Here is an 18651-nt window from a genome sequence, read left to right as displayed (position 1 = left end):
CTGCCAGCGACCCCGGTGGTCCAGAGAGCTCAGGCGCCGCGCCGGGGCAGCTGGGCCACCGGGGCCAGCGGCCGGTCGCCGGCCTCCGCGCGGTTCACCGGCTCCATCGGGCCGTTGCGGAGCAGCTGGCGCCAGCGCCCGCGGTGGTACGTCGCCGGCGGGTAGGCCCGGACGAAGTCCTGCACGATCTTCACGAAGCGTTCCGGGTGGTCCTTGTGCGGGAAGTGCCCGCTGTTGGGCAGGACCTCGACGACGGCGCCGGGAGCGATGCCGGCGACGTTCTCGGCGTGCTTGGCGGGGATCACCATGTCGTCGGACCCCCAGACCACGAGCATGGGCATCGCCTGGGTGAGGTAGGCGCGGTCGACCATCGTGACGATCTGGCCCTTCAGGTCGACGACCGCCCGGACCACGTGCCGGATCGCGGCCCGCGCGTGCGGGTCCTTGAACGACTCGTAGATCTCGGCGACCTCGGCCAGGTCGCGCGCGGCCGTGACCCCGGTCCGCGAGAGCGCCCGCAGGCCGGCCTTGCCGACGTGCCGGACACCGGGCAGGGTCGCGAGACCCATCACCTGGTGGAAGCCCGGCAGCGTGACCGCACGGATCATCGGGCTGACCTCGGGGCCCATGCCACCGGGGGCGACCAGGATCATCCGCTGGGTGCGCTCGGGGAACTGGTAGCCGAACTGCATCGCGATGCCGCCGCCGAAGCTGTGCCCGACCACAGTGACCTTGTCGATGTTGAGCACGGTGAGCAGGTCACGCATCCCGTTGGCGTAGCCACCCACCGAGTAGTCGGCCCGGGGCTTGCCGCTGACCCCGTGGCCGAGCAGGTCGGGGGCGATCACCGTGAAGTTCTTGGCGAGGTCGCGGATCACGGGCGACCAGGTCGAGTGGTCGCAGCCGAGCCCGTGCAGGAGCAGCAGCACCGGGCCCTCGCCCATCTTCACGAACGCCCGCTCGTGGCCGTGGATGGTCAGGCGCTGGAGCTCGACAGCCGGTTGGGGAACCTGGTCCATGCCGCGCTCCTGATTGTGGTCTGAGACAACGAAGTCAGAGTCAACCAGAACCTGTTCCAGATGGATGCTCCGTAGCCGCATCGTGGGCATGTCGCCTCACTGACTAGAGTCTCACCCATGCCAGGACGCCCCGGACCCAGCCCCGACGCGGCGACCACGCTGTCCCAGCTGGCCAGAATCGTGCAGCTGGTGACCGAGCGCCCGGAGCTGGAATTGCGCCCCGACCAGCGCTTCGTCGACGACCTCCGGATCGACTCGCTGTCGATGGTGGAGATCCTCGAGGGGTGCGCGCAGCACTTCGCCGTGCGCATCGACGACGAGGACGCCAAGGCCTTCGTGCACGTGGGCGACCTCGTCGACTACCTCGACACCCGGCTCGCGACGCGAACCTGACCGCCGGGCCGCGTTGGGGAGCCGGCTGCCGGTGGTTGAGCCGGCGCGCTGGTGGTTGAGCCTGTCGAAACCCCCGCCGACTCAGACGACCTGGTGCAGCCAGCGGACCGGGACGCCGTCGCCGGCGTGCCGGAAGGTCTCCAGCTCGTCGTCCCAGGGCTTGCCCAGCAGCTTGGCGACCTCGAGCTCGAGGGTGGTCTCCCCCAGGCTCGCCTTGACGACGGCGGCCTTGAGCCGGTCCTCGGGGATCATGATGTCGCCGTGCAGCCCGGTGACGGCATGGAAGACGCCGAGGGTCGGCGTGGCGCAGTAGCGCGCCCCCTCGGTGCTCGAGGTCGCCTCCTCGGTCACCTCGAAGCGCAGGTGGTTCCAGCCGCGCAGGGCCGAGGTGATCGCGGCACCCGTGCCCTGGTCACCCACCCACGAGTACTCCGTGCGGTAGGTGCCCACCTGGGCAGGCTGCGGCGTCCACTCGACCTGCGGGGCAACGCCCAGCACTCCACCGATGGCCCACTCGACGTGCGGGCACAACGCGGACGGCGCCGAGTGGATGTAGACAACTCCACGGGTCGCTGAACGAGTCACGACTGACCTCCTCTGCTCCGGCGCGAGATACGCCTTCCCCAGCGGTCTCGATCTTGAAGCAGCAGCGTCCGTGCGACTCTGTGTTGAACGTGTGAACTTGTGCGCCCATTGTGACCGATGGGAGGGCTGGAGACCAGCAGATCCCACCAAAACCGCCCCGGCGTGTCGCTTATGTCGCAGATGACTGGGTTGTCGAGCGGGGTCCCAGCTCCATCAGCTCAGTGAGCACCTTGCTGACCACGCCGAACCCGCCGAGGTGCGACTCCCCGTCGACCGTGGTGAACGTGGCGTGCGGCAGTCGCGCGGCCACGTGCACGCCGTGGGCGTGCGGGATGATGTGGTCGGAGTCGCCGTGCCACCAGTGCACCGGGACCTGTACGTCGGCCCCCTCGAAGCCCCAGTGCCGGGTGAACAGGATGATGTCGGACAGGGGCGCGCTGACCTGGAACCGCGAGCCGTTGAGCAGGTCGTCGAGGAACATCGCCCGGAACTCCGGGCGCGCCAGCATCTCCTTGTCCCCGCGCGGCTGCACCGAGGCGTAGCCGTCGATGATGGCCCCCGCGACCGGCCGGACCAGCCGGATGAACTGCGCGAGCGCGATCCCGAGCGGCACCCTGGTCAAGGACAGCACCGGGGCGGCGTACGGCGCCAGGCTGACCAGTCCTCCGGAGATGGCGTCTGGCCCCTTGGTCGGCGCGACGCCGCCGAGGACCCCGACCCCGTGCACCCGGTCGGGCAGGGCGGCCCCGGCGGCCAGCGCGTAGGGACCACCGCCGGAGAGCCCGATCACGTGGAGCTTGTCGATGTCGAGCACGTCGCAGAGCTCGACGAGGTCGCCGGTCCAGTCGAGGATGTTCTCGTAGAGGTGCGGTGTGGAGGACCCGATGCCGGGTCGGTCGACTCCGATGATCCGGATGCCGTTCTCCTCGGCGTACTCGCGCGCCTCGATCGGGACCTGGCGGCGGGCGCCGGGAGTGCCGTGCATCCACACGATCGCCCGGCCTCGCGGCACCCCGAACTCTGCGAACGACAGCCTGCGGCCATCGCGTACGGCCACGGACCCCTCGAGCCGGGGGCGGTCCACCTCGCTCATCCGCGGATTCTTGCACGCGAGAGGCCTGCGGTCAGGCGGTTCGATCCCGCCGCCGACAGGTGCGCGCCCACGAGCGCCGGGGACACCCCACAATGGTCCCCATGGAATGGTTGCTGCTCGCGATCTCGGTGGGCCTCGTGCTCGCGTGCGGCGGGTTCGTGGCCGCCGAGTTCTCCCTGGTCACCGTGGACCGCGCGGAGGTCGACAACGCGGCCAGCTCGGGAGACCCGGCCGCAGTGGGGGTCCAGAGCGCGCTGCGCTCCCTGTCCACCCAGCTCTCCGGCGCCCAGGTCGGGATCACCCTGACCAACCTCGCGATCGGGTTGCTCGCGGAGCCGGCCATCTCCGCGCTGATCCAGGAGCCGCTCACCGCGCTGGGCCTGGCCGAGGGCGCGGTGAAGCCGACGGCACTCACCCTCGGCCTGCTGATCTCCACCGCCGCCACGATGATCTTCGGTGAGCTCGTGCCCAAGAACATCGCGATCGCGCTCCCCCTGGAGACCGCCAAGGCGACCCAGGGCTTCCAGCGCGGCTTCACCACGGCGATGAAGTACCCCATCCGCGTGCTCAACGGCTCCGCCAACGCACTCCTGCGTGCCCTCGGCGTGGAACCACAGGAGGAGCTCCGCTCGGCCCGGACCTCCGAGGAGCTGGCCTCGCTGGCCGGCCGATCGGCCAGCGAGGGCACGCTGGACTCCGAGACCGCCCACCTCGTGCAGCGCTCGCTCGCCTTCGGCCCCCGGACCGCCGGCGAGATCATGACCCCACGCGTCCAGATGGCCTGTGTCGACGCCACCGATCCCGTCAGCGAGATCATCGAGCTCTCCGGGGTCACCGGGTTCTCCAAGTTCCCGGTCATCAAGGGCACCACCGACAACATCGTCGGCTCGGTCCACGTCAAGCAGGCCGTGGCCGTGCCCCGCTCCGAGCGGGACGACACCTTGATCCGTGAGGTGATGGTGGAGGCGACGGTGGTGCCGGAGTCCCTGCGCCTGGACCCGCTGCTCTCCCTGCTGCGCGCCGAGGGCTTCCAGATGGCCATCGTCTCTGACGAGTACGGCGGCACGGCGGGCGTGGTCACCCTCGAGGACGTGGTCGAGGAGATCGTGGGCGACATCGCCGACGAGCACGACCGCTACGGGTCCCGGATGCGCCAGCGCCCGGACGGCTCCTGGATCCTCTCCGGGCTGCTGCGGCCCGACGAGGTCGTGGGCACCACCGGGATGCAGCTGCCCGAGGACGAGAGCTACGACACCGTCGCCGGCCTCCTGGTCCGCGAGCTCGGCCGGATCCCCGCACGCGGGGACAGCGTGCTGGTGCCCTTGCCGCTGGTCATCCCCGAGGACGACGACGAGGAGCCCGTGCAGGAGCATGCGCTGATGCGGGTCGAACGGATGGACGGGCTGCGCGTGGACCGGATCTCGATCCGCCGGCTGGTCCCCGAGGCCGATGACGACTCGGGTCGCCTCGTCGCTGACCCGACGAAGCGCGAGACGGGGAGACGCTCATGAGCACCCAGGGTGCCCTGTGGCTCGGGCTGGTCCTCCTGCTCGGCAACGCGTTCTTCGTGGGGGCTGAGTTCGCGCTGGTCTCGGCGCGGCGTACGCAGATCGAGCCGCGCGCCATGGCCGGCTCCCGGATCGCGCGCACCACGCTGCGGGCGATGGAGAACGTCTCGCTGGTGATGGCCGGGGCCCAGTTCGGGATCACGGTGTGCTCGCTGGGCCTGGGCGCCGTCGCGGAGCCTGCCCTGGCGCACCTGATCGAGCCGGTCGCCCACGCCGCCCACCTGCCGGACGCCTGGCTGCACCCGGTGGCCTTCACGATCGCGATGATCTGCGTGGTCTACCTGCACGTCGTGCTCGGGGAGATGGTGCCCAAGAACCTCGCCCTGGCCGGTCCCGAGCGCGCAGCACTGCTGTTCGGCCCGCCGATGATGGTGGTCGTGACGGTGCTCAAGCCGGTGGTGTGGCTGCTGAACGCCGTGGCGAACGCCATCCTGCGGCTGGTCCACGTCGAGCCCCGTGACGAGGTCTCCTCCTCGTTCACCCGCGAGCAGGTCGAGGCGATGGTGACCGAGTCCCGGCACGAGGGGATGCTCGAACAGGGCGAGTACGAGCGCCTCTCCGGCGCCTTGGGCTTCACCTCGCGCACCGTTGCCGACGTGCTGCTGCCGCTCGACCAGATCGAGACCGTCACCCGGGGCGCCCGCGCCTCCGACGTCGAGGTCGTCTGCGCCAACACCGGCTTCTCACGGTTCCCCGTCGTCGGGACCGATGGTGAGCTCGTGGGCTACCTGCACATCAAGGACGTGCTCCAGTCCGATCCCCACGGTCGCGCGCGAGTCGTGGAGGACAAGTGGATCCGGCCGCTGGCCGGCGTACGCACCTCGGACACCCTGGTCGCTGCCCTGCAGACCCTGCAGGTCAAGGGCGCCCACATGGGGCGGGTCTTCGACGACGCCGGGGCGGTGGTCGGCGTTGCGACGCTCGAGGACGTCATCGAGGAGCTGGTCGGCGAGATCCGCGACGCCGCGCACGCCGACGGCCGCTGAGCAGCCGGCATCGCGATCCGGCGCCGCGATCCGGCGCCGCGATCCGAGAAGAGTGAGCGGCCGGGAGACCAGCGCCGTGGTTGGGAAAGGGTCTCCCGGCCGTGCCTAGAGAGTACTCATAAAAGACGTTTCAGGCATTCAAGTCTTATAACTTTTTTCGGAAGTATCGGGCGCAGGGTGGTCCGTGCTGCCGGCGGCGGCAGCCGCCGCCACCCGATCCCTGGCACCGGCCAGGAACAGGTATTCCACGTTGCGCAGCCGCTTGACCGTCCCCACCTTCTCCCCCGTCGGCCCGTGGATGCCGATCTGCGCCCCGACGTACCGCTTGGAGTCGAACGCGAGCACCTGCACACACTCGTGTCCGGCGTCCCGCAGGGCGATCGTCATCTCCTCCGGGGTGATCCAGGACTCATCGTTGTAGGAGACCACGACCACCTCGGCCCGGGCCCGGCGGATCAGGTCGGCGAGGGCGACGGGCATCGACCGCTTGCGGTTGAACACGCTGCGGGTGTGGTCCTCGCGCGCGTCGACCCGCTTGCACGCGACCCCGTAGTGCTCGGGCTCGTCGCCGCGCACCAAGGTCTCCCAGACGTGGTAGTTGGTGAAGTAGCGGTGCTGGTTGTACGGCGGGTCGAGGTACATCAGGTCCACGCGGTCGAGGCCGTCCACCGACCCCATCACGTCGCCCCGCACGGTGTGGCCGGCGCCCGGGAGCAGCTCGGGCACCCGGAGCTCGAGGTCGCGGTGGGACCGCGGCGACCACTCCTTGAGGTAGGCCATCTGGAGCCCCAGCGTGGAGTCCACCCGGTCAGCGGCGATCAGCAGGGCCGTCAGCAGGATCGCACGGACCGCCCCCTGGGTCCCGTCCGACCCGGCGGGATGGTCGCGCTCGATGGCGGCACGGATGGCGTCGATGCGGGCGCCGTTGCGTGGCTGGAAGTAGCGCGACTCCTCGCAGAAGGTGCGGGTGACGTAGCCCGGCGTCCCCGGCAGGGCGTTCAGCTGCCGCAGCTCCGAGACGAGCGCCTCGACATCGACCGTGCGCGCGTCGGTGGCGATGTAGCAGTCGCTGAGCACCTCGCTGTAGGAGGCGGCGTCAGTGGCGGTCACCTCGACCCCACGCCGCTTGAACTCCTGTGCCACCCGGGTGGTGCCGGTGAACATGTCCACTGCGGTGGCCGCCGCGACCGCGGTGGCGATCTCGCCGAGCACGGGCACGAGCAGCCGCTTCGAGCCCAGGTACTTGATCACCCTCGGCATGTTAGGGCGCTGAGGTGGGCCTGTGCGGGCGACTCGTCACGCGGACGGACGCAGGCGGCGCCGCGTGACCTTCAACACCTGTAGAATGGTGCTACTCGGTTCCGAGGCAGCCTCCACCCGGGAAGGCCATCGGGACGGAGTGAGAGGCGAGAGTGATGAGTACGTCGAACAGCGCCACCCACGCGCGCCAGCCGCTGAGGCTGCGCATGGTGGAGACCCCCGGCAAGCAGCCCCTGGACGGAGGGTGGTGGCCGCAGAGCCGCGACCTCACCGTCGAGCTCGCGGACCTGGTCGACAACTTCCCCGCCGAGCTCGGCCGGATCGTCAAGGTCATGATCTCCCCGCCCGACTGGGACGACGCCCCGCGCCGCGTCCCGACCAAGCGGGGCTACGTCAAGGTCGGCTTCGACGCCGACGACGACACGCACGTGCTGGTGGTGACCACCTCGGAGCGCACCGAGCACTGCGTCCTGGTCGTGCCGCCGGAGCTCTCGCGCGGCAAGGGCGAGGAGGCCCTGAACGCGGCGACCACCCCCGGTTACGCCAGCTCCCCCACCGCCCTGCTGGCCGCGGTGCAGGAGTCGCCTGAGGCCGAGGACGGCGAGCAGTGGAACGACGCCGGTGAGGCGTGGTGGGGCTCCTCCACCGCCCCGTCGTACCGCAACGCCACCACCTGAGGTCGCCTGAGCCTCACATCTCACCGGCGGGCTGCTGGGCGAGCTCGACCAGGTCTGCCACGGACTCGACGACCCGCGTGGGCCGGTAGGGGAAGAGTTCGACTTGGTGCGGCCGGGTCGAGCCGGTGGAGACCAGAACGGTCCTGATCCCGGCCTCGAGGCCGCTGATGATGTCGGTGTCCATCCGGTCCCCGACCATCACGGTGCTCTCGGAGTGGGCCTCGAGCCGGTTCAGCGCGCTGCGCATCATCAGCGGGTTCGGCTTGCCGACGAAGTACGGCGTCCGGCCGGTCGCCTTGCTGATCAGGGCCGCCACCGCACCCGTGGCCGGCAGCGTGCCCTGCATGCTCGGCCCGCTGGGGTCGGGGTTCGTCGCGATGAACCGGGCGCCGCCCTCGATCAGCCGCACGGCGCGGGTGATCGACTCGAAGGAGTAGGTGCGCGTCTCCCCGAGCACCACGTAGTCGGGATCCCGGTCGGTCATCACGTAGCCGACCTCGTGGAGCGCGTTGGTGAGCCCGGCCTCCCCCACCACGTAGGCGCTGCCGCCCGGGCGCTGGTCGGCGAGGAACCCGGCCGTGGCCAGCGCGGAGGTCCAGATGGCGCTCTCCGGGACGTCGATCCCGCTGGTGAGCAGGCGGGCACGCAGGTCGCGCGGGGTGAAGATCGAGTTGTTCGTCAGGACGAGGAACTTCTTGCCGGAGAGCTTGAGCGCCTCGACGAACTCCTTGGCCCCCGGGACCGGCTCCTCCTCGTGCACCAGGACGCCGTCCATGTCGGTCAGCCAGGTCTCGATCGGGCGCACGTTCTCCATGGTCATCCATGCTCCCACGCCCTGTTCCGCGCTTCCGGCGTTCCGGAGACGGCCCCGCAGGAGCGAGGCGCATCACACGGTTGTAGTTTACGCGTGACGCGCGGCGTGTCGGCTTGACCTTTGGCAAAATCCTTCACTCAGAGCACTTTCTGTCACTACACTCACACCTCGTGACCAGATCTGGGCGTTTTGCCTCATTCGGAGTCAGCCTGTTGCTGATCGGGGGGCTCGGCGTCACTGCGGGGGCCGCTCCCGCGTCCGCGACCATCACCACCCTGTGCAAGGGGTACGCCGGGTGCGCGAAGGCCGGGATGGGCGACGGCGGCTACTCGGCGGTCTCGAAGACGATGTACTGGCGGATGTACGCCGGGCACAACTGCACCAACTACGCCGCCTACCGGATGATCCGCAACGGACACTCGGCCACCCGGCCCTGGACCGGGAACGGCAACGCCACCAACTGGGGCACCCAGATGGCCCGCATCACCAACTCCACCCCCACGGTCGGGTCCGTGGCCTGGTGGCGGGCCGGGGTCAAGCCCGCAGGCTCCGCGGGTCACGTCGCCTATGTCGAGCGCGTGGTCTCCGCCAACGAGATCATCGTGTCGCAGGACAGCTGGAACGGTGACTTCTCGTGGACCCGGATCGTCCGCACCGGGACCGGGTGGCCCAGCGGGTTCATCCACTTCCGCGACGTCGCCGGCCCAGTCGCACCCGTGGCCCCTGCCCCCAAGCTCGTCGCCACCAAGCTCCCCACGATCACCGGGGTGGCCAAGGTCGGCTCGGTCCTGACCGCCTCCCCCGGCACCTGGAGCCAGCCCGGCACCACTCCGCACTACCAGTGGATGGCAGACGGTGCGCCCATCTCCGGCGCAGCGAAGATCACGTTCACCCCGCAGGCGGCACAGCTGGGCAAGGCGATCGCCGTGCGGGTGACCGTGGTGAAGGCCGGCTTCCCGAACACCCCGGCCTGGTCGGCAGCCACGGCAGCAGTCGCAGGCGAGGCACCTGCCGGGAGGCCTGCCCTGAAGCTTCCCTCGGCGCCCAAGCTCACGGGCACAGCGCGCCCCGGCTCCACGGTGACGGTCAAGCTCCCTGCCCTGCCGCCGCAGTCCGGCGTCGCGGTGCAGTGGATCCGCGGCTCGCAACCGATCTCCGGAGCGACCGCCGCCACCTACCGGCTCAGCGCCGCCGATGCCGGGTCACGTGTCCTGGCGCAGGTGCGGGTGACCCGTGCCGGCTACGAGCCCCTCACCACCCGGACGACCCCGTCCTCGGTGATTCGGGCCAAGCCAGTGATCAAGGTCGTCAGCGCGCCCGGCAAGCGCATCCTGTGGGTCAACGCCTCGGTCGTCGGCAGCGGCATCGGCCCGGCGTCCGGAGTCATCCAGGTCAGGTCGCGCGGCAAGGTGCTCGCCGCACTCCCGTTGCGCAACGGCGCTGCGCGGGCCACCGTGACCAAGGTGCCTCGCGGCAAGCGGATGTTCCGCTTCCGCTACGTCGGCACCGCGACGGTGGACCCCGGCCTCCTCCAGCGCCGGATCAAGATCCGCTGAGACAGGGCCCGACCGAACCGCGACATGGCGGTCGAGCAGCGAGCGGCCAGTCGGGTGAGCCGACAACCAGACGTACGCCGGAGCAGGCGACCCTAGGGTGGTCGAGCAGCGAGCGCAGCGAGCGGAAAGTCGAGACCACGCCAGGTGCGCCAAGCACCAGGCCTACGCCGGAGCACGCGACCCCAGGGTGGTCGGGCAGCGAGCGCAGCCTTGCGTTGAGCAGCGAGCGCCAGCGAGCGGACAGTCGAGACGAGCGGACAGTCGAGACCACGCCAGGTGACCCGAACGCGACGACTTCACACAGGAAACTGCCCAGAAAGTTCGAGAATCCCCTGTAGAACAAGGGGAATCTCGCCAGTTCTTGTCGGTGGTCGCTGCTTGGATTGATCCATGACCAGCCAGCCGGACACTCCTCCGGACACCCCGTCGGGCGCCTCGTGCGCCGGTCGGGTCGCGGCCGAGCTGGCCCGGATCCGTCGCGAGGTCCAGGGGCTGCAGGACACGTTGTGGGCGGCCGGTCGCGGCGAGGAGCTGATGGACACCGTCGCCGAGATCGAGGCGCTGAAGTCCACCCTCGATGCCGTCGAGCTCGAGGTCGTGCACGAGCTCGAGGTCACCAACGCCGTGAAGCCGGTCGGGTGGGCCTCCACCCAGGACTTCCTCACCTCGATCACCGGCGGCCGCAAGGGCACCGGCCCCGCCACCGTGCGGCTCGCGGCGGCGGTGCAGACCCCAGCGCTCGCCCTGGTCGGCGAGGCCCTCGCCGACGGCTGGCTCTCCACCGCCAAGGCGCAGGTGATCGAACGCGCCGTCGAGGACCTGCCCAGCAACCCCGACCTCCGCGTCCGTGGGTGCCAGGCAATGCTCGCCGAGGCCAAAGCGCTCGATGCCACCGACCTCGCCAAGGTCGGCCGGATCCTGGTCACCCTGGTGGACCCCGACGGCCAGGAGCGCCGTGCCGAGCGCGAGATGGAGCGTGAGGACCGCGCCGCCCACCTCGACCGCGACCTCAACGTCCGCTTCGACACCGCCGGAGGCTGCTGGATCAAGGGCCGCTGCTCCGCCGAGGACGGCGCCAAGCTCCGCGCCACCCTCCTCCCGCTCGCGAAACCGGTCCCCGCCAACGGTCCCGTGTGCGACCCCGACACCTGCGAGATCCCCGGCTGCGGCCACGACGGCCGCGACCCCCGCGACCACGGCGCCCGGATGCTCGACGCCCTGGTCGAGCTCTGCGACCGCGCCGCCACCGCCGAGCTCCTCCCCGAGTGCCACAGCGCGTCCCCGCGGGTCTCGGTCACCATCACCCTGGCCGACCTCCAGCAGCAGACCGGGTTCGGGACCACGGAGACCGGCGAGGACATCTACGTCGCCGCCGTACGCCGGATGGCATGCGACGCCCACGTCATCCCGATCGTCCTCGGCACCGACGGCGAGGTCCTCGACGTCGGCCGCCAGCTGCGGCTGGTCACCGCCGCGATCTGGAAGGCCCTCGTCGCCCGGGACAAGCACTGCCGATTCCCCAACTGCACCCGGCCACCGGTGATGTGCCACGCCCACCACCTCATCCACTGGGCAGACGGCGGGCCGACGTCGCTGGCGAACACGCTCCTGCTCTGCGGCCACCACCACCGCCTCGTGCACTCGGGGCCCTGGCAGATCGTGCCTACCAGACCCAACGAGTTCGCGTTCACCCCACCACCCGGCGTACGCCGGATGACCCCGGCTGGACGGGAGCCGCCTGACGGGTGAGGTCTGCGCCCGGGGTCACGGGAGTGGTCTCGACTGTCCGCTCACTGCGTTCGCTGCTCGACCACCGCGGGGTCGCCGCAGTGGTCACTGCTCGACCACCTTGGGGTCGCCACTGCGCGCGTTGCTCGACCACCTTGGGGTCGCCAGCGTTCGCTGCTCGACCACCTTGGTAGGGAGGGTGGGGCTCGAACCCACGACCCAAGGATTATGAGTCCTTTGCTCTAACCGACTGAGCTACCTCCCCGAGGCGGCTGAGCCTACCGAGGCGGGCGCGCCGCCGGTCGGCGGCACGCACGCCGTGGGGCTACGGCTCAGCTGTCCCGGTGCTTGTGGCGAGGCTTCTTGCCGCCGTGATGTGCCGGTCCGTCGTCGTTGAAGCGCTTGGGGCCCGACCGCGGGGCCGGTCCCTTGTCGCGCTGCAGGTCGATCAGGACACCGGAGATGCGGGTCGACGAGAGCCGGTCCAGGGTGTCGGCGGGGAGCTCCGGCGGGAGCTCGACGAGCGAGAAGCCGGGCTTGATGTCGATCCGGCCGAAGTCCGAGCGCTTGAGGCCGCCCTCGTTGGCCAGTGCACCCACGATCTGCCGCGGCTCGACATGGTGCCGCTTGCCGACCGAGATCCGCCAGCGGACCAGGCCGGTCGCGGGCTCGCGCCGCTCGCGACGCTCCTGGGCGGCGGGCTCGGGCATGTCCTCGAGGAACAGGGGCTCCCCGTCCTGGGCGAGTACGGCGATCGCGGCCGCGATGTCCTGGGCAGGGACGTCGTGCTCCTGCTCGTAGGCCTGGACCAGCTCGCGGAACATCCCGACCTGCGGGTCGGTGAGGGCCTGGCCGATCGCCTCGGTGAACTTGGCGACGCGGAAGGCGTTCACGTCCTCGACGGTCGGCAGGCTCATCGGCTGCAGCGTGGTGCGGTTGGCCTTCTCGATCGCGCGGAGCAGGTAGTTCTCCCGCGGGGTGACGAACGAGATCGCCTCGCCGCTGCGGCCCGCGCGGCCGGTGCGGCCGATGCGGTGCACGTAGGACTCGGTGTCCGTGGGGATGTCGTGGTTGATCACGTGGCTGATCCGCTCCACGTCGAGGCCACGGGCGGCCACGTCGGTAGCGACCAGGATGTCGAGCTTGCCCTTGCGGAGCTGGTCGATCGTCCGCTCCCGCTTGTCCTGGGCCACGTCACCGTTGATCGCCGCCGCCGCGAACCCGCGGGCGCGCAGGCGTTCCGCGAGCTCCTCGGTGGCGTGCTTGGTGCGCACGAAGACGATCATCCCGTCGAAGTTCTCCACCTCGAGGATGCGGGTGAGCGCGTCCAGCTTCTGGTGGTGCGCGACCTTGAGGTAGCGCTGGGTGACGTTGGTGGCCGTGCCCGACTTGGACTTCACGGTGATCTCGGTGGCACCGGGCGCGTACTTCTTGATGATGCGCCTGATCTGCGCCGGCATCGTCGCGCTGAACAGCGCCAGCTGCTTGCTGTCCGGGGTCCCGGCCAGGATCGTCTCGACGTCCTCGGCGAAGCCCATGTTCAGCATCTCGTCGGCCTCGTCGAGCACCACGAAGCGGATCTCGCTGAGGTCCAGCGTGCCCTTCTCGATGTGGTCCATCACGCGGCCCGGTGTGCCGACGACGACGTGCACGCCGCGCCGCAGTGCGCTCAGCTGGACGCCGTACCCCTGGCCGCCGTAGACGGGGAGCACGTGCAGTCCCTTGAGGTGCGCGGCGTAGCGGCCGAACGCCTCGGAGACCTGCAGCGCCAGCTCACGGGTCGGCGCGAGGACGAGGACCTGCGGCTTGGTCTGGGAGAGGTCGATGCGAGAGAGGATCGGGAGAGCGAAGGCAGCGGTCTTGCCGGTGCCGGTCTGCGCCAGCCCGACGACGTGCTGGCCGGCCAGCAGGGGCGGGATGGCCTCGGCCTGGATCGGTGAGGGAGTCTCGTAACCGACGTCACGCAAGACCCTCTCCACCTTGGGGTCAAGTCCTAGTTCGTCGAAACGGGGGGCTGATTCATTGCTCTCACTCACCGGACAATGGTAGGGCCGCGAAACGCTCGGACCTATTCGGCTCCGGTGGCGCTCCCCCGCCGTGCAGCGCGGGCGTAGGTTCGGCCCATGGACGCACCTGAGCCGCTGGAGCCCCTCGACGAGACCTGGCGCCGCGCCCTGTGCGTCGTCGCCCACCCCGACGACATGGAGTTCGGCGCAGCCGCGGCGGTCGCGAGGTGGACCGGACAGGGCAAGTGGGTCGGCTACACCATGGTCACCAGCGGCGAGGCCGGGATCGACTCGGTCCACCCCGACACGTGCCGCGTCGTGCGCGAGGCCGAGCAGGTCGACTCCGCGCGCATCGTGGGCGTGGACACGGTCGACTTCCTGCGCGAGCCCGACGGCATCCTGGAGTACGGCGTGCCGCTGCGCCGCCGGATCTGTGCCGAGGTACGCCGCCACCGACCCGACGTCGTCGTGACCGGCAACTTCCGCGACACGTGGGGCGGGCGCAACCTCAACCAGGCCGACCACATCGCTGTCGGCAAGGCGGTGCTCGACGCGGTCCGCGACGCCGGGAACCGCTGGATCTTCCCCGAGCAGCTGACCGACGGCACCGAGCCGTGGGGCGGCGTGCGTGAGGTCTGGGCCTTCGGCTCACCCCAGGCCCAGCACGCGGTCGACACCACCGACACCTTCGACGCCGGGGTGCAGTCGCTCGAGGCGCACCGCGCCTACATCGACGGGCTCGGCTGGGACAACTGGGACCCGCGCGAGTTCCTCGAGGGCGCTGCGCGGGCAGCGGGGCAACGCCTCGGGGTCGCCTTCGCCGCGCCCTTCGAGGTGATCCCGATGGGGTGGGGCGACTAGCCGGTCACCGGGCCTTGCTGATCGGCGCCTTCCGGCCGGGGACCCGGACCCGGGTGACCGGCCCGAGCGGCGTGGCCAGCCTGCCCCGGACCATCTGGATCCGGAACTCGTAGGTCGCCCGACGGGCCAGGAGCCCGGTGCGCAGCGTCGACCTCGGTCGCACGGCGACCGGGAACGACGCCTTGCGTCCCTTGCGACGGGTCCAGACCCGGACGCCGTCGATCGTCTGCCCGTCCCAGGTGAGCACCGCTCGACGCCCCTGGAGGACCACCCGGACGCGCGGCTGACGGTTCCAACCGGTGGTGCGGAACAGCGCCGAGGTCCGGGGAAGCACGCCGATCCGGTGGAAGGTCTCTGCCAGCCGCTGCGCGATCAGGGTCTCCCCCGTCGGGTTCGGGTGCAGGTTGTCGTAGGTGTGTGCCGCCGCCGACCACCCGCGAGCCGTGTCGGCCACGGTGATCGGCGAGACCGGCGTGCTCAGCTCCACCGCCGCGGACCGCAGCAGCCCGTTGTACTCCGAGATCCTCCGCCCCAGCGACGGGCGCGTGGGCATCGAGGACCCCAGCACCGGCGAGAGGACCAGGCGTACGTCGGGCCTCGCCTGCCTCGCGGCGTGGACCCAGGCACGCAGCCGTTGCGCCGTCTGCGCAGGAGAAGCGCCCCGGCGCAGGTCGTTGATCCCGGCTGCCAGCAGCACGATGTCCGGGCGCTGCGACCGGACCTCCCGCTCGATCTGCCCGGCGTGCCATGCCAGCAGCGAGCCACCCTGCGCGAAGTGGTTGCGGTCGAACCCCGGGGCGAGGTACGACGAGCCGGGGTAGCCGGGCGAGACGTACGGCGCGGAACGGGAACCGACGAAGTCGACCGCGACCCGCTGCCGACGGAACTCCCCCCACAGCCGGTAGCGCCAGGAGTAGTCCCCGTGGAAGCCGTGGGTGATCGAGTCCCCGGTCATCAGGATCCGCAGCGGTCCCCGGCTGGTCGCGGGAGTGACTGCGCGCGCCGCTGCCGGGGCCGCCGCCAGCACCGCTGCTGCCGGGCTGCCTGCTCCGGTGACGGCGTGGGTTGTCTCGGTCGGCAGCAGGGCCCCGAGCAGGGCCACGACGGCGAGCACGAGGGAGGTGGATCCGGTCCGAGACACCGCGAAATTACATCGGCCCAGCGGCCCGTTGTCCGAAGAATCCCGAAACCTCCCCTGGGTGGGTCAGTTCTCTCAGCCGGCGGACCCCTGGACGTGCGTGTCCGCGACACTCAGCGCCCGGTCCAGGATGGAGAGCCCGTCCTTCACCTCGGTGTCGGTGACCGTGCACGGCGGCACCACGTGGATGCGGTTGAAGTTCACGAACGGGAGCAGTCCCCCGTCCTTGCACGCCGCCACGACCGCCTGCATCGCCGGCGAGGTGCCGCCGTACGGCGCCAGCGGCTCGCGCGTCGCCGGGTCCCGGACCAGCTCCACCGCCCAGAAGACGCCCATGCCGCGGACCTCGCCCACGCTGGGGTGACGCTCCGCGAGGTCGCGCAGCCCGGGGCCGATCACGTCGCGGCCCACCCGCGCCGCGTTCTCCACGATGCCCTCGTCCTTCATGGCGCCGATACTGGCCACGGCTGCGGCACACGCCAGCGGGTGGCCGGAGTAGGTGAGGCCGCCGGGGTAGACCCGGTCGGCGAAGGAGGCCGCGATCCGCTCGGAGACGACCACTCCACCCAGGGGCACGTAGCCGGAGTTGGAGCCCTTGGCGAAGGTGATCAGGTCGGGGGTGATGTCCCAGTGGTCCACCGCGAACCACTCACCGGCCCGGCCGAACCCGGCCATCACCTCGTCCGCGACGTAGACGATGCCGTGCCGGTCGCAGATCTCGCGCACGCCGGCCAGGTAGCCGTCCGGCGGGACGAGGACACCGGCGGTGCCCGGGATGCTCTCCAGGACCACGGCCCCGATCGTCGCCGGTCCTTCGAAGGCGATCACCTGCTCGAGGTGCTCCAGGGCGCGCTGGCACTCCTGCTCGCTGTCGTCGGACCAGAACGGCGAGCGGTAGGGGTAGGGACCGAAGAAGTGCACCACGCCCGTGGCGCCCCCGTCGTTGGGCCACCGGCGGGGGTCGCCGGTCATCTGCACCGCGACCGAGGTGCCGCCGTGGTAGCTGCGGTAGGTCGTCAGCACCTTGTGCCGTCCGGTGTGCAGCCGCGCCATCCGCACGGCGTGCTCGATGGCGTCCGCTCCGCCGTTGGTGAAGAACACCTTGTTCAGGTCCCCCGGCGCCAGCTCGGCGATCAGCCTCGCGGCCTCGGACCGCTCGGCGTTCGCGTGCTGGGGGGCGATCGTGCACAGCTTGGCCGCCTGGGCCTGGATCGCGGCGACGACCTTGGGGTGCTGGTGACCGATGTTGGTGTTGACCAGCTGGGAGGAGAAGTCGAGGAACCGGTTGCCGTCGTAGTCCCAGATGTAGGACCCCTCGGCACCCGCGATCGTCATCGGGTCCAGCTGCTCCTGGGCCGACCAGGAGTGGAAGACGTGGGCACGGTCGAGCTCGTAGGCGCGTGCTCCGACCGGGTCGTGCGGCAGGTTCGACATCGAGAGCTCCTCAGGTGTTCTGCGGGAAGCCGAGGTTCAGGCCTCCGTGGCCCGGGTCGAGCCACCGCGAGGTGATGACCTTGCCACGGGTGTAGAACGAGACGCCGTCGGTCCCGTGCGCGTGTGTGTCACCGAACAGGCTGTCCTTCCAGCCCCCGAAGGAGTAGTACGCCATCGGGACCGGGATCGGGACGTTGACCCCGACCATGCCGACCTGGACCTCGTTCTGGAACCGGCGGGCGGCGCCGCCGTCGTTGGTGAAGATGGCCGTGCCGTTGCCGTAGCGGTTGGCGTTGACCAGGTCGAGTGCCTCGTCGTACGACGTCGCGCGGATGACCGAGAGCACCGGGCCGAAGATCTCGTCGGTGTAGATGCTCATCTCCGGCGACACGTGGTCGAACAGGGTGGGGCCGAGCCAGAAGCCGCCCTCGTCCCCGTCGAACTCCTGGGTGCGGCCGTCCACCACCAGCGTGGCGCCCGCCTCCTCGCCCGCGGCGACGTAGGAGACCACCTTGTCGCGGTGCTCCCCGGTCACCAGCGGCCCCATGTCGGTGCCGCGGCGGCCGTCGCCGGTGCGCAGGGTGGAGACCCGCTCCACGATCTTCTCGACCAGCTCGTCGCCGACGGGGTCGACGACGACCAGTGCCGAGATCGCCATGCACCGCTCACCGGCCGACCCGAAGCCGGCGTTGACCGCTGCATCCGCCGCGAGGTCGAGGTCGGCGTCCGGGAGGACGACCATGTGGTTCTTGGCACCGCCCAGGGCCTGCACCCGCTTGCCGTGCGAGGTCCCGGTCTCGTAGACGTAGCGCGCGATCGGGGTGGAGCCGACGAAGGACACAGCGGCGACGTCGGGGTGGGTGAGCAGCCGGTCCACGGCGACCTTGTCACCGTGGAGGACCGAGAAGACCCCGGCGGGCAGGCCCGCTTCCTCCCACATCTCGGCCAGCAGCATCGAGGCGGAGGGGTCCTTCTCGCTCGGCTTGAGCACGACGGCGTTGCCGCAGGCGATCGCGATCGGGACGAACCACAGCGGCACCATCGCGGGGAAGTTGAACGGGGAGATCACCGCGACCACCCCGAGGGCCTGCCGGATCGAGTAGACGTCGACCTTGGTGGAGACGTTCTCGCTGAACCCGCCCTTGAGCAGGTGCGGGGCGCCGCACGCGAACTCGACGACCTCGAGGCCGCGGGTCACCTCGCCGAGCGCGTCGGAGAGGACCTTGCCGTGCTCGGCCGTGATGGCCGCGGCGACGTCCTCCTTGCGCTGGTCGAGCAGGTCGCGGAACTTGAACAGCACCTTGGTGCGCACCGACAGCGAGGACTGGCCCCAGGCGCGCGCGGCGCTGGAGGCTCCTGCGATGGCCAGGTCCGCGGTCTCCCGGTCGGCCAGGTCGACCTGGGCGGCCACCTTGCCGGTGGCGGGGTCGAAGACGTCCCCGGACCGTTCCGTGGTGCCGCCGAACGGCTTGCCGTCGATCCAGTGGGTGATCCGTCGAGTCATCCGAGCCTCCGCAGCCGTCGCGTCATGGG

Annotated in this window: 16 protein-coding genes and 1 tRNA gene; 7 read left to right on the top strand and 10 right to left on the bottom strand. The window is 70.6% G+C overall.

Annotation, left to right across the window (positions count from 1 at the left end):
• Positions 1-29 precede the first annotated feature (29 nt).
• Entirely contained in the window at positions 30-1019 is a 990-nt protein-coding gene (locus AC4BGC_RS06220) for an alpha/beta fold hydrolase (RefSeq protein WP_490544947.1), read from the bottom strand.
• Between the two features lie 117 nt (positions 1020-1136).
• On the opposite strand from AC4BGC_RS06220, the gene AC4BGC_RS06215 reads away from it, so the two are divergent.
• Positions 1137-1412, top strand: a complete 276-nt coding sequence (locus AC4BGC_RS06215; RefSeq protein WP_490554834.1) for an acyl carrier protein — start codon at positions 1137-1139, stop codon at positions 1410-1412.
• An 81-nt stretch (positions 1413-1493) separates the two neighbouring features.
• Here the strand turns inward: AC4BGC_RS06215 and AC4BGC_RS06210 are convergent, their stop codons facing one another.
• Positions 1494-1997 (bottom strand): DUF3145 domain-containing protein, encoded by a 504-nt coding sequence (locus AC4BGC_RS06210; RefSeq protein ID WP_490544951.1) that lies wholly within the window; start codon positions 1995-1997, stop codon positions 1494-1496.
• Positions 1998-2166: 169 nt separating this feature from the next.
• Entirely contained in the window at positions 2167-3090 is a 924-nt protein-coding gene (locus AC4BGC_RS06205) for an alpha/beta fold hydrolase (RefSeq protein ID WP_490544953.1), read from the bottom strand.
• Positions 3091-3191: 101 nt separating this feature from the next.
• Between AC4BGC_RS06205 and AC4BGC_RS06200 the strand changes: the two genes are divergently transcribed.
• Both AC4BGC_RS06200 and AC4BGC_RS06195 read left to right on the top strand, forming a co-directional pair.
• Complete coding sequence (locus tag AC4BGC_RS06200; RefSeq protein ID WP_490554833.1) at positions 3192-4601, top strand: hemolysin family protein; 1410 nt, start codon at positions 3192-3194, stop codon at positions 4599-4601.
• Positions 4598-5644, top strand: coding sequence for a hemolysin family protein (locus tag AC4BGC_RS06195; protein WP_490544957.1), 1047 nt, complete (start codon positions 4598-4600; stop codon positions 5642-5644). The genes AC4BGC_RS06200 and AC4BGC_RS06195 overlap by 4 nt, the downstream gene beginning before the upstream one ends.
• Before the next feature lie 138 nt (positions 5645-5782).
• Here AC4BGC_RS06195 and AC4BGC_RS06190 read toward each other — a convergent pair whose 3' ends face one another.
• Positions 5783-6895 carry a DNA adenine methylase gene (locus AC4BGC_RS06190; protein WP_490554832.1) on the bottom strand — a complete coding sequence of 371 codons (1113 nt, stop codon included), beginning with the start codon at positions 6893-6895 and terminating at the stop codon, positions 5783-5785.
• Positions 6896-7059: 164 nt separating this feature from the next.
• Between AC4BGC_RS06190 and AC4BGC_RS06185 the strand changes: the two genes are divergently transcribed.
• Positions 7060-7581 (top strand): DUF5994 family protein, encoded by a 522-nt coding sequence (locus tag AC4BGC_RS06185; RefSeq protein WP_490544959.1) that lies wholly within the window; start codon positions 7060-7062, stop codon positions 7579-7581.
• 13 nt (positions 7582-7594) lie between these two features.
• Here AC4BGC_RS06185 and AC4BGC_RS06180 read toward each other — a convergent pair whose 3' ends face one another.
• Positions 7595-8395 (bottom strand): HAD-IIA family hydrolase, encoded by an 801-nt coding sequence (locus AC4BGC_RS06180; RefSeq protein ID WP_490555716.1) that lies wholly within the window; start codon positions 8393-8395, stop codon positions 7595-7597.
• Positions 8396-8607: 212 nt separating this feature from the next.
• Between AC4BGC_RS06180 and AC4BGC_RS06175 the strand changes: the two genes are divergently transcribed.
• Positions 8608-9951: a CHAP domain-containing protein gene (locus AC4BGC_RS06175; protein WP_490554831.1), complete on the top strand. Its 1344-nt coding sequence runs from the start codon at positions 8608-8610 to the stop codon at positions 9949-9951.
• Between the two features lie 390 nt (positions 9952-10341).
• On the top strand, positions 10342-11700 hold the full coding sequence (locus tag AC4BGC_RS06170; protein ID WP_490554830.1) for an HNH endonuclease signature motif containing protein: 1359 nt from the start codon (positions 10342-10344) through the stop codon (positions 11698-11700).
• Between the two features lie 167 nt (positions 11701-11867).
• Here AC4BGC_RS06170 and AC4BGC_RS06165 read toward each other — a convergent pair.
• Both AC4BGC_RS06165 and AC4BGC_RS06160 read right to left on the bottom strand, forming a co-directional pair.
• Positions 11868-11944: transfer RNA gene (locus AC4BGC_RS06165), tRNA-Met, on the bottom strand.
• A gap of 67 nt (positions 11945-12011) precedes the next feature.
• Positions 12012-13646 carry a DEAD/DEAH box helicase gene (locus tag AC4BGC_RS06160; protein ID WP_490554829.1) on the bottom strand — a complete coding sequence of 545 codons (1635 nt, stop codon included), beginning with the start codon at positions 13644-13646 and terminating at the stop codon, positions 12012-12014.
• 156 nt (positions 13647-13802) lie between these two features.
• On the opposite strand from AC4BGC_RS06160, the gene AC4BGC_RS06155 reads away from it, so the two are divergent.
• Positions 13803-14546, top strand: coding sequence for a PIG-L deacetylase family protein (locus tag AC4BGC_RS06155; protein ID WP_490554828.1), 744 nt, complete (start codon positions 13803-13805; stop codon positions 14544-14546).
• Between the two features lie 4 nt (positions 14547-14550).
• On the opposite strand, the gene AC4BGC_RS06150 is transcribed toward AC4BGC_RS06155, so the two are convergent.
• From AC4BGC_RS06150 to AC4BGC_RS06140, 3 genes are all read right to left on the bottom strand, one after another.
• Entirely contained in the window at positions 14551-15687 is a 1137-nt protein-coding gene (locus AC4BGC_RS06150) for an SGNH/GDSL hydrolase family protein (RefSeq protein WP_490554827.1), read from the bottom strand.
• Between the two features lie 72 nt (positions 15688-15759).
• Complete coding sequence (locus tag AC4BGC_RS06145) at positions 15760-17118, bottom strand: aspartate aminotransferase family protein (RefSeq protein ID WP_490544972.1); 1359 nt, start codon at positions 17116-17118, stop codon at positions 15760-15762.
• A gap of 10 nt (positions 17119-17128) precedes the next feature.
• Positions 17129-18622, bottom strand: a complete 1494-nt coding sequence (locus tag AC4BGC_RS06140; protein ID WP_490554826.1) for a CoA-acylating methylmalonate-semialdehyde dehydrogenase — start codon at positions 18620-18622, stop codon at positions 17129-17131.
• Positions 18623-18651 lie beyond the last annotated feature (29 nt).

Source organism: Nocardioides sp. Z38_18, from assembly GCF_058215695.1.
This window is presented reverse-complemented; position numbering and strand designations above follow the sequence as displayed.

Bases quoted from the DNA above. Each gene is read 5' to 3' on its own strand.
- AC4BGC_RS06220 (WP_490544947.1), bottom strand. From the start codon at position 1,019: ATGGACCAGGTTCCCCAACCGGCTGTCGAGCTCCAGCGCCTGACCATC.
- AC4BGC_RS06215 (WP_490554834.1), top strand. From the start codon at position 1,137: ATGCCAGGACGCCCCGGACCCAGCCCCGACGCGGCGACCACGCTGTCC.
- AC4BGC_RS06145 (WP_490544972.1), bottom strand. From the start codon at position 17,118: ATGTCGAACCTGCCGCACGACCCGGTCGGAGCACGCGCCTACGAGCTC.
- AC4BGC_RS06205 (WP_490544953.1), bottom strand. From the start codon at position 3,090: ATGAGCGAGGTGGACCGCCCCCGGCTCGAGGGGTCCGTGGCCGTACGC.
- AC4BGC_RS06185 (WP_490544959.1), top strand. From the start codon at position 7,060: ATGAGTACGTCGAACAGCGCCACCCACGCGCGCCAGCCGCTGAGGCTG.
- AC4BGC_RS06200 (WP_490554833.1), top strand. From the start codon at position 3,192: ATGGAATGGTTGCTGCTCGCGATCTCGGTGGGCCTCGTGCTCGCGTGC.
- AC4BGC_RS06170 (WP_490554830.1), top strand. From the start codon at position 10,342: ATGACCAGCCAGCCGGACACTCCTCCGGACACCCCGTCGGGCGCCTCG.
- AC4BGC_RS06140 (WP_490554826.1), bottom strand. From the start codon at position 18,622: ATGACTCGACGGATCACCCACTGGATCGACGGCAAGCCGTTCGGCGGC.
- AC4BGC_RS06155 (WP_490554828.1), top strand. From the start codon at position 13,803: ATGGACGCACCTGAGCCGCTGGAGCCCCTCGACGAGACCTGGCGCCGC.
- AC4BGC_RS06195 (WP_490544957.1), top strand. From the start codon at position 4,598: ATGAGCACCCAGGGTGCCCTGTGGCTCGGGCTGGTCCTCCTGCTCGGC.
- AC4BGC_RS06180 (WP_490555716.1), bottom strand. From the start codon at position 8,395: ATGGAGAACGTGCGCCCGATCGAGACCTGGCTGACCGACATGGACGGC.